This is a genomic window from Nocardia seriolae NBRC 15557 (genome assembly GCF_007990715.1).
In the GTDB taxonomy this organism is placed as follows: domain Bacteria; phylum Actinomycetota; class Actinomycetes; order Mycobacteriales; family Mycobacteriaceae; genus Nocardia; species Nocardia seriolae.
In genome coordinates this window covers 1-6,963 of record NZ_BJWY01000207.1, presented here as the reverse complement: position 1 = coordinate 6,963, position 6,963 = coordinate 1, and the positions used below count along the sequence as shown (strand labels likewise).

Genomic DNA, 6,963 nt, shown 5'->3' with positions numbered 1-6,963 from the left:
TTGACAATCGGCGGATGCGGGCCACTTCGCGGGTGAGGTGGTCGCGTTCGGGGACGCTGGTGGCGGCGCGGGCGGCTTCACTGTAGAGAGTGGCGGCCTGTTCGAGGTCACCGGCGCGTTCGTGGAGGTAGGCGCGGGCGGCGGTGTGGCGCGGGAGGTTCGGGTCCAGGTCCGCCAGGGCAGCCAGGCCCGAGCGGGGGCCGTCGGCCTCGCCGAGTGCTACCGCGCGGTTCAGGCGCACCACCGGGCTCGGGGTGAGGAGCAGGAGTTCGTCGTACCACTCGACGATTTGGACCCAATCGGTTTCGGCGGTGGTGGGGGCATCGGCATGCAGGGCCGCGATGGCGGCCTGGGCCTGGTATTCGCCCAGCCGGTCGCGGGCCAGGGCGGCTTGCAGGATCGCGATGCCCTCGGCGATGAGTTTTGTGTCCCAATGGGATCGGTCCTGCTCGGCGAGGGGGATCAGGCGGCCGTCCGGGCCGGTGCGGGAGGCGCGGCGGGCGTGGTGCAGCAGCATCAGGGCGAGCAGGCCCGCCACCTCGGGGTCGTCGGTGGCGGCGGCGAGCTGGCGGGTGAGGCGGATGGCCTCGGCCACCAGATCGATGTCTCCGCCGTAGCCCTCGTTGAAGACCAGGTAGAGCACGTGCAGCACGGTGGTGAGGTCGCCGGGACGATCGAGGGGCAGGCCGGCGATCGCACGTTTGGCGCGGCTGATGCGTTGCGCCATGGTCGCTTCGGGGACGAAATAGGCCGTGGCTATCTGTTTGGTCGTCAGGCCACCGACGGCGCGCAGGGTCAGGGCGACGGCCGATCCGGGAGCCAAAGTGGGGTGCGCGCACAGGAAGTAGAGCCACAGCGTGTCGTCCGTGCCGGGGACCGGCCCCGCCTCGGGCTCGGATTCCACGGCGAGTTCCCTTCCGCGCCGGGAGGTCTCGGCGCGGGTGGCGTCGAGGAATTTGCGCCAGGCGGCGGCGACGAGCCAGCCCCTGGGGTCGCGCGGCGGGTCGTCGGGCCAGGTTCGCAGGGCTCCGATCAGGGCCTCCTGCACGGCGTCCTCGGCCGCGGCGAAGTCCGCTCCGCGGCGGACGAGGACGCCGGTCACCGCGGGCACGAGTTCGCGCAGCAGCGCGTCGTTCACTCGGTCACCACGTCATTCACCTGTCACCGTGGGCATTTCGCTGAGGAACGGTCGCAGTTCGAGCCATTCGCGGATCGGTTCGCCGCCCGCGCCGGGGGCCTCGGACAGCTCACCGGCCAGTTCGACGGCGCGCTCGTAGGATTCGACGTCGATGATCATCCATCCGGCGATCAGGTCCTTGGTCTCCGCGAACGGCCCGTCGGTGATGGGCGGGCGGCCCGGGCCGTCGGAGCGGACGAAGGTGCCCTTGGGCGCGAGCGCGCGTTCGTCCACGAATTCGCCGGTGGTCTCGAGCCGGGCGGCGAAGTCGCGCATGTACTGGATGTGGGCGGTCAGTTCGTCGGGCGTCCACCGGTCCATCGGCACGTCGTTCACCGAGGCCGGTGCGCCTCGGTAGTGCTTGAGCAGCAGGTATTTCGGCATGAGGTACTCCTGGGTTCGGTCCGGGCCGGATTGCTTCAAGCGCGCTGACGCTCGGCCTGCCGCCGAACGAGTTCCTCCACGGCGCTGGGGAGCGTCGTGTCGAAGTCGATGAGTTCGACCCAGGTCGGGGTGATGACGATGCGGACCATGCCGTCGTAGAGCGAGCGCACCCCGGCCTCCCACTCGACGCGCTGCTCGGGGGTCATCCGGTAGCTGCCGTTCATCTGGAGGTACTCCTCCGGGATGCCGTCCACCACGTCCAGCTCGGCGCGACCGCGGATGAGCAGGATCTTCGGCGGGTGCACCTCGGTGTCGATGGTCAACGCGACCTGCGGATTGCGCCGCAGCGAGGGCAGTTTCGGGGCGTTCTTCGCGGTCCACACGACGATCTGCGACCCGTTCCAGGCGAATCCGACCGGGACATTGCGGGGCGTCCCGTCCTTGGCGACATAGGCCATGCGCAGCAGATCGCGCGCCAGCAGTTCCCGGCTGATCGGGCGGTTCAGGATCTCGGTGATCTGGTCCGGCTGCATGTCGTTCGCTCCTTCGTCGGTATCGGCGAGGCCGTTTCGGCTGCTCGTACCCCTGGGACGGAGCCGCCTCGGCGTTCTCGACATCGGTGGCACACGAATTTCCGAATTCTATGAACCCGATCGCCGGCGTGCGCGCGGGTCGGTCGAATGGGTCAGGGCGTCGTAGAGCCAATGATGGGCCCGGCCCACGGTGATGCGATCGCCGAGGAGGCGGTCGGTCAGTGTCCAGTAGCGATGGATGCGGGGGTCGTCGTCGGTCGCGCCGATCAGGAGCCGGGCCCGGAAATCGGGGGAATCGCGCTCGCCGCGCGCGGCGGCGTGGGCCGCGACGAATCGATCGAGTTCGCTGCCGACGTGCGGGGCCACGCCCTGCGACACCAGGGGCACGACATCGCGCATGAGGTGACCCATGTCGAGGTAGAGGCCGCGGCGGTCGCGGATCGATTCCGGGTGGTGCCGCCAGTATTGGCGTCGCACCGCCGCGTTCATACCGGGATCGACGGCGAGGGCGGTCAGCTCCGCGTACGCCACCACCTGGTCGACGGTCGGGTCGGCGGGCGGCTGCGGGACATTCCAGCACACCCACATGTGGACGTGGCGGCGGTGGATCGGGGCGAGGATGCGCCGCCAGAAGTGGAGCAGGCGATCGTGTGCCGCGGTGCCGTCCTCGGCGGCGGCCAGCAGGGCGAGGCGGTCGGCCCGATGGGCCGGACCGGCGGACTCGACGGCGCGCAGTGCGGCCCGCCGCCAGGCCAGCGACCTGAATTCGCTATCCACGCGGGCGCTTTCGGCGGCGACGGCCTCACCGATCGACCGCTCGCCGCGCAGCACCTCGGTGATCGAATCCCATCCGAGACCGAGCGTGCGCAATCGTCGCACCAGCTGTAGTCGTTCGGTGGCGCTGCCGACGTCGAACATGCGATGCCCGCCCGGGCTGCGGCTGGATTCGAGAATGCCTTCATCGCAATAGAACCGGATCGTACGCACCGCAATCCCGGTGCTGCGCGCCAATTCCCCGATACTGACCGGCGCGCTTCCGCGTGTTTCGTCCGTCACAACCTGTTGAACCTCCACCCCACTGGAGCTTTTAGCGTACTGCGACAAGTGATCACACCGAGGAAAGAGAGACCCCAGTGGCTACCACCCAGGAAGAGATCGTCGCCGGCATCGCGGAGATCATCGAGGAGGTGACCGGCATCGAGGCCGCCGAGGTGACCATCGACAAGTCCTTCGTCACCGACCTGGACATCGACTCGCTGTCGCTGGTGGAGATCGCCGTTCAACTGGAGGACAAGTACACCGTGAAGGTCCCCGACGAGGACCTGGCCAGCCTGCGCACCGTCGGCGACGCGGTCGCCTACGTCCAGCAGATGGAGGCCGAGAAGCCGGAGCTGGCAGCGGAATTGGAGGCGAAGCACCAGGAAGGCCAAGCGAATTGATCTCCGATCCGCATCTGGACCCCGCCGCGATCGAACTGGGCAGCTTCTTCCCGCAGCCACCCGACACCGTCTGGCGCGCACTGACGGAGCCGGATCTCCTGGCGCAGTGGCTACTTCGCCCGACCGGGTTCGCCGCCGCACCCGGAACCCGCTTCCGGTTCACCGTCCCGGACACACCCCTCGGCGAAATCCGCTGCAAGGTACTGGAAGCCCGGCCACCCGAACGATTGACCTACACCTGGCTGTATCACCGACCCGAATTCCCCACCCACTGCATCGTCGCCTGGACGCTGCTCCCCCAAGGCCGCGGCACCCGACTCCTGTTGACCCAAACAGGTTTCGACATCGAAAACCGCCGCCAGAAGATGGCCCGCAACGCCCTCGAACGCACCTGGAAACGCCGCCTCCTCCCCCAACTCGGCGAGGTGATCCACCACTGACCGGACCCGGTGCAACCCGGCACAGCACCGCCGTACCGGGCTCCCGCCGGAACCCGCCACCGCGGTCCACTCCCATCTGCGGCATACTTCGGGTCCGAACTCCCCGGAGAGAAATCCAACGAAACCACGGGGACCCTGGTGAGCTGCGAGCGATGGGCCGAATCCGGCGATGTGCCCGGTAAGATGATCGATATGCCCATCCCGCCTGTCGAGCGGCCTGACCTGCCGGAATACATGACCTGGGAAGAGCTCGAACAGCTGCCCGACGAGATTGCCGGGGAGATCGAGTTGTGGAAAGGCCGCGTCGTCTGGGTGCGCAAGGGCCCGGCCGAGCATCAGGATTACTCCGTTGAGTTCCGTAACACCTTGCGCCGCTGCGCCCGTGAGGACATGTCTGGCGAGCCGGACCGCTGTTGGCGGACGTCGGTCGAAACCAACGTCTTCTTCGATGCCGCGAGCAAATCCGACTTCGTGACTCCGGACTTCCTCGTGTACCACTGTCTCGAGCACGAGTATCAGAACATTCACGCGTCCGATGTCCTGATCGCGGGCGAGGTGCTGTCCCCGTCGAACCCCGAACAGGATGTCGAGGCGAAACGAGCCAAGTACGCCAGTGGCGGAATCCCGTGGTACTGGGAGGTCACGTTGGCGCGCAATCCACGCCGCATCGCGAGTGTCCGAGCCTTCGCACTCGAGACGGAGTACGGCAGGTTGTCCGACGGCGTGGCCCCGCTCCGCCCCGTCAACTACCTCATGGCGGGCGAATGGCTCAGCGACGTCCATGACGGCATCGACTTCGACCACCCGTTCCCCATCCATATCCCCTGGTCCGAACTCGAATTCTGAACGCGTCGGCCATTCCGCGGCCCGCTCGTCAGCGGCGGATCTGCGGGGCGATGATCGGGCCCGTGGTGCCGTCCGGGCGACGTTGCGAGACCGAGGTGTAGCTGCTCAGTCCGGTATTCCGGTCGCCCATCAGACCACCTAACCAGTTGCCGAGGCGCACAAGGTATTTCATACCTACCATCATGCCTCGCCGAGACTCGGGGGCAGCGGCTTCGGTGTCGGGGGTGCCCTGCTGGCCGGTGCGGCACTGCTTTCCGTCGCCCCCGCCCAGGCCCAAACCCCGTCCGGGCCACAGGAGCGAGTCCTCGACACCTACCTGTCACTACTCGATCGACCCGAATGGACCGACGTGGCCCGCGCCGGACTGAAAGCAGACGACCGCCACGTCACTTGTCTCGCCCGCGTTATCGCGCCGCGCCTGGGCTTACGGGCATTCGAGGCTATCGTCAGCCACACCAACCCCACCCCTAGATCATCGAGTGGCACACCAATCAGGGAGGTTTCGGACAAATCCCCTCCCAAATGTGCCACTCGATGAGCTGTGGGGGTTAGTGCTGCCAGATGCCGCTGTTGATGAAGGCGGTCCACTCGTTGGGAGGGAAGGCGAGGATCGGGCCCTTGCCAACGTCTTTCGTGTCGCGGACCAGCGTGGCATCCGGGTCGTGGCGGATCTCCACGCAGGCATTGCCTCCATCGGACCTGCTCGACTTGTACCAAATACCCCGTGGCGGATTCGTCACGCCGCATACTCCTTCGCCGATTGCACCATCAGGTCCCTGGTGTCTTCTTCTGTCAACGCTACCGCTTCGAGGGACGCGATGGCCTCCGCATACTTCGTGACCACCTCCACTCGCTCGTGGTAGCCGATACTGAAGGCACCTTCGACGTACACGACAGGTGTCTTCGTGAGACCGCTCATCCCAGGCGCGAATTCGAGACGCGTGAAGGGTTGGATCGTCAGCCCTCGGTGTGACGGAACAGCGAAATCGACGATGCGGATGCTGACGTTCTCACGCTCGCTGATGTCGGCCATCCATCGCAGTTGCGCCAACATGACGGCCACGCCGCCGACCCGATTCTGGAGAACCGCTGCCGACATCAGCACCTGGACCCGAAAATCCTTCTCGTTCAACCGGTTCTGCCGCAGTGCTGTGAGTTCGAGGCGGCGCTCGACGTTCACGGCCGATATTCCCGGGTCGTCGATACGGACGATCTCACGCCGGTAGTCCGGCCCTTGCAGCAGGCCGGGAACGATCGTCGGGTGATAGGCGACCATCCCGATGGCGAGCTCCTCGAGCCGCAGGAATTTCGGGAAGTTGGGTGCGACCTGGTCTGTGTACTCGGTCCAGAACCCTTTCGCTCCACCCTCCGCCCGCGCGACCTTCTCCTGCCGCTTGATGTCCGCCCACAGCGCCAAGGCCTCCTCCCTCTCGCGGTCCGTGGCGGCATAGAACCAGAGCAAGCTTTCGATCTGCGGCGTGGTGAGCTTCGTCGGTGTTCCGTCCTCCAGACGCCCGATGACGAAGCGGGAGACCTCGCCCAGATGCAGCCCGGCGACGGTGGTGTTCTTGTTGGCCCGCTTGCGGAGTCGCTGCATGAAATTACCGAAATCAAGTCGAGAAACAGATGTCTTGGCGGATCCGACCATTTCGTTAGCCTCGCAATCAAGGTGAATGTTCGTCGCGCACACGTGCATTCTGCACATCGATCCCATTCCACGAACAGAGCGCCATGTCCGTATCACAGACAATATCGTAGAGTCGTCACCCAGCGAGACTAGGAGCCGTAATGTCTTGGGATGCATGGACTTTGGCGCTCATGAGTGCAGCCGGCGCGGTCGCCATCGCCGCCTGCCTGGTCGAGGATATTAGAAATTCCGGTCGGTTTCAGAAACGAACTGGTAGGCATCGGCGGTGAATGGGGCGTGGATTTGTATGAGCGGCTGGAGAGCTGCGATGTGTTGGATGGGGAACCGGCGATGACTACTGCCGAGGCTATGGAATCGCTTGTTTTGCATCATGATTGCGTTACCGCGATGTGTGAACGGAAGATGGCGGCGGGGCAGGTGATCAAGACCGATGCGGAGAAAGTTGTGTCGGCGAAGGTTATTCGGTTTCCGGAGCGGCGGAGGGAGCCTAGTGTCC

Annotated in this window: 10 protein-coding genes; 4 read left to right on the top strand and 6 right to left on the bottom strand. The window is 65.9% G+C overall.

Translation table 11 applies throughout. The annotated features are described in order from the left end of the window. The 4 genes from NS2_RS34635 to NS2_RS34620 all read right to left on the bottom strand — a co-directional run. Positions 1-1,138 (bottom strand): RNA polymerase sigma factor (locus NS2_RS34635; protein ID WP_036552072.1); only part of this gene is annotated, 1,138 nt, incomplete at its 3' end. A gap of 12 nt (positions 1,139-1,150) precedes the next feature. Then, positions 1,151-1,561: a YciI family protein gene (locus NS2_RS34630; RefSeq protein WP_033091570.1), complete on the bottom strand. Its 411-nt coding sequence runs from the start codon at positions 1,559-1,561 to the stop codon at positions 1,151-1,153. Positions 1,562-1,596: 35 nt separating this feature from the next. Then, positions 1,597-2,094, bottom strand: a complete 498-nt coding sequence (locus NS2_RS34625) for a pyridoxamine 5'-phosphate oxidase family protein (RefSeq protein ID WP_033091564.1) — start codon at positions 2,092-2,094, stop codon at positions 1,597-1,599. Positions 2,095-2,202: 108 nt separating this feature from the next. Continuing rightward, the gene (locus NS2_RS34620; protein WP_036552077.1) at positions 2,203-3,150 is read right to left on the bottom strand and encodes a MerR family transcriptional regulator; all 948 of its coding nucleotides are present in this window, start codon (positions 3,148-3,150) and stop codon (positions 2,203-2,205) included. A gap of 77 nt (positions 3,151-3,227) precedes the next feature. On the opposite strand from NS2_RS34620, the gene acpM reads away from it, so the two are divergent. The 3 genes from acpM (at position 3,228) to NS2_RS34605 (ending at position 4,819) form a co-directional block, all read left to right on the top strand. Next, on the top strand, positions 3,228-3,533 hold the full coding sequence (gene acpM, locus NS2_RS34615; RefSeq protein ID WP_033091566.1) for a meromycolate extension acyl carrier protein AcpM: 306 nt from the start codon (positions 3,228-3,230) through the stop codon (positions 3,531-3,533). Then, entirely contained in the window at positions 3,530-3,973 is a 444-nt protein-coding gene (locus NS2_RS34610) for an SRPBCC family protein (protein WP_045440387.1), read from the top strand. Before acpM ends, NS2_RS34610 begins: the two co-directional genes overlap by 4 nt. A 192-nt stretch (positions 3,974-4,165) precedes the next feature. After that, a complete protein-coding gene (locus NS2_RS34605; protein ID WP_033091572.1) occupies positions 4,166-4,819 on the top strand; it encodes a Uma2 family endonuclease in 654 nt (217 codons plus the stop codon). Between the two features lie 548 nt (positions 4,820-5,367). Here NS2_RS34605 and NS2_RS34600 read toward each other — a convergent pair. Next, a complete protein-coding gene (locus NS2_RS34600) occupies positions 5,368-5,559 on the bottom strand; it encodes a DUF397 domain-containing protein (RefSeq protein ID WP_063865135.1) in 192 nt (63 codons plus the stop codon). Continuing rightward, positions 5,556-6,467 (bottom strand): helix-turn-helix domain-containing protein, encoded by a 912-nt coding sequence (locus NS2_RS34595; RefSeq protein WP_143161253.1) that lies wholly within the window; start codon positions 6,465-6,467, stop codon positions 5,556-5,558. The genes NS2_RS34600 and NS2_RS34595 overlap by 4 nt, the downstream gene beginning before the upstream one ends. Positions 6,468-6,743: 276 nt before the next feature. Between NS2_RS34595 and NS2_RS37015 the strand changes: the two genes are divergently transcribed. Continuing rightward, a partial coding sequence (locus tag NS2_RS37015; RefSeq protein ID WP_222594906.1) for a hypothetical protein occupies positions 6,744-6,963 on the top strand: 220 nt, incomplete at its 3' end.

Excerpts from the sequence above, each read along its gene's own strand:
- NS2_RS34630 (WP_033091570.1), bottom strand. The coding sequence starts at position 1,561 with ATGCCGAAATACCTGCTGCTCAAGCACTACCGAGGCGCACCGGCCTCG.
- NS2_RS34595 (WP_143161253.1), bottom strand. The coding sequence starts at position 6,467 with ATGGTCGGATCCGCCAAGACATCTGTTTCTCGACTTGATTTCGGTAAT.
- NS2_RS34625 (WP_033091564.1), bottom strand. The coding sequence starts at position 2,094 with ATGCAGCCGGACCAGATCACCGAGATCCTGAACCGCCCGATCAGCCGG.
- NS2_RS34605 (WP_033091572.1), top strand. The coding sequence starts at position 4,166 with ATGCCCATCCCGCCTGTCGAGCGGCCTGACCTGCCGGAATACATGACC.